The organism is Nitrosomonas sp. (assembly GCF_019635155.1).
Taxonomy (GTDB): Bacteria; Pseudomonadota; Gammaproteobacteria; order Burkholderiales; family Nitrosomonadaceae; genus Nitrosomonas.
The window spans coordinates 1-2148 of sequence record NZ_JAHBZY010000046.1 but is presented as its reverse complement, the minus strand read 5'-3'; the positions used below and the strand labels follow the sequence as shown (position 1 = coordinate 2148).

2 protein-coding genes are annotated in these 2148 nt (G+C 49.1%); one reads left to right on the top strand and one right to left on the bottom strand.

Annotated elements, in window-relative coordinates; all coding sequences use genetic code 11:
• Nucleotides 1-587: 587 nt before the first annotated feature.
• A complete protein-coding gene (locus KF839_RS14750) occupies nt 588-1631 on the top strand; it encodes an HNH endonuclease (protein WP_292918589.1) in 1044 nt (347 codons plus the stop codon).
• 296 nt (nt 1632-1927) lie between these two features.
• On the opposite strand, the gene KF839_RS14745 is transcribed toward KF839_RS14750, so the two are convergent.
• Nucleotides 1928-2148, bottom strand: a 221-nt coding sequence (locus tag KF839_RS14745) for a hypothetical protein (RefSeq protein WP_292918588.1), incomplete at its 5' end; no start/stop codon positions are given.

Sequence of the window (2148 nt, the reverse complement as noted above, 5' to 3'; positions counted from 1 at the left end):
TGGATGATTTCAACAATCTTGTGACTGGATTGCTCAAGGTCAAGGAGAACCGTCATAACAGGCGTTTCGGTGATCCTCTCCTGTTGGGGACCATTCGACCATTGGATGAAATCCTCGATATTCTCAGTCGCTAGTCTATTTCGCTCGCACGTTCCAGAACACGGTGACCACCTGGGAACAGGTGGTCACTTCTATGCTGGTACTCACAAATCTTTACTTCTAATACTTAGTTGTAGGCTCTATATGGCCCCACCCTGTCACCACCTGTTGGCTTCTCAGGGGGTGAGAGGGAGGAAATGCAGGGTTATTTTCAAATGGTGACGGCGATGCGCTAGCTTGGCCGTCCCCCTTGGTGAATTAGTGGCCTATGCAGAGTTGAGATGAAGACTTTTTCTGACCAGGATTATCAACTAGACGCGAAATATGCTGACCACGAAGGCCCGCCGGCCGCTCCGGACTGCCGGGGCCGGACGGCCGGGGGGCTCGGGGGCGCAGCCCCCGCTTCACTTGATCTATATGGTCAAAGTAGGACACCGCGGTTGAGTATTAGTCTGAACGCTATGCCAAGGTGAATTTCAGGTGTAGGCATGTTGAAATCCAAGCTCTTCCCCGATAGTGTTTATCTCTTACCTGGTGACATACAGATGCCATTCACTTGCATTTACTGCAGTTGTAGCGAGTCAGAGCAACGGCCATCCGATGCCCATATATTTCCATATGCATTAGGTGGCGTTCTCTCCACTACTGAAACGGTTTGTTTGAAGTGCAACCAGCATATTAATCAATATGTTGAAAATCCTATTCTTAGATCCTTTGCCTTTTTCCGAAGTGTTTGGGGCATTCGAGGCCGATTTCGCGACGTAGTACGCGTAAGAGCAAAATTGAGTTTTGCTGGTATGACAAAGGACGTTTGGCTTGATGAGCATGGTGAAATCGATTCAGTAATCATCCATAAAACTGAAGATGAAGGAGGGAAAATTAGTTATTCGCTTTTTGGCCCCCCTGAGAAAGTCGAAGCTAAGAAGTTGGAAATGTCGACGCAAAACCCATCGATTCGGTGGATAGACAGGGATTTGCATGGCATCGCACCACCTGAATCAGTGGCCGAATTTTCCATTGATTTGGGAGGACTTCCTTTGAGGCGCTTGGCATCTAAAGTAGCGTTTGAAAGATTCGCTCAACTGCGATTCCCTGTGCTGAGTGCAGATTTTAATGAGATTCGAAGATTTATTCTGCATGGCGATACGGACGGGAAGTGCTGTGGTATTTTGATAGATGAGCGATTACTATTTGGCAGTTTCAATTTTCAGCCCCCTTCTCATGCCGTAGTTCTAATTGCACATCCGAAGGATACCGTACTAGGTGCCGTAGTAAGCTTCTTCGGTCTTTTTTATTATTGGGTGGTCCTCTCAAAGAATTACCGTGCATTAGCAGCGTTTGATGATCTCTTAATCGAAGACCCTCAAAAAAGAGAGTCCGATCGTCCTTTGCTGCGTGGCCAAACCGGAAAGGTGCGTTTATCATGGCCTCAAGTGATGGAAGCCTACTGCAACAACCCCGCCGATACTGTTACAGCAGCAAGCCGATATGCTACGAGGAAGTTTAAAGAAGCTATCAACACCGGCACCTGAATATAAACTCTTCTTGATTCATGCTGCACAGTTGAGCAATACGGCTTCATACCGGGAAGCCACCGAAGAGCCGATGCGTTAGCGAGAGAGGACCGGTAGCTAGTTCGACACGGTGTCGTTGAGCGAGCCAATTTGCCCCACAGACGAGTGCTTCAGAAGTCTCTGTTCAATCGTATTGACAGGTAAAAATCCTGATCCCGGTTTTACTCCCGGTTCCACTCCCGATTTTGCTCCCGGTTCGGAATCCTAGTCAGTCTCGGTAGGGCGTAAGAAAGATCCATAACTTATTGATATTTCTAGCCAGTCTTTTCTGTCCGTCTCTGTTGATCATCATCGGTCGTAGAGCCCTCGGGCAAGCTGCAAAACTGCGATGCGGCGGTTCGAACCCGCCCGGCGCCTCCAACCCGCACTTCGTGCTTCCCGACGGCTCTGCAGACCAAGCCACTTCGTCTTGTCGCCGCCGGAGAAAACCCTCCAGTCTTGCACTCTTCGTAGACTTGCCTCGAGCAGGAGCCAT

What these genes read in the sequence shown, in the direction of transcription:
- KF839_RS14750 (WP_292918589.1), top strand. Translation starts at nt 588, where the DNA reads ATGTTGAAATCCAAGCTCTTCCCCGATAGTGTTTATCTCTTACCTGGT.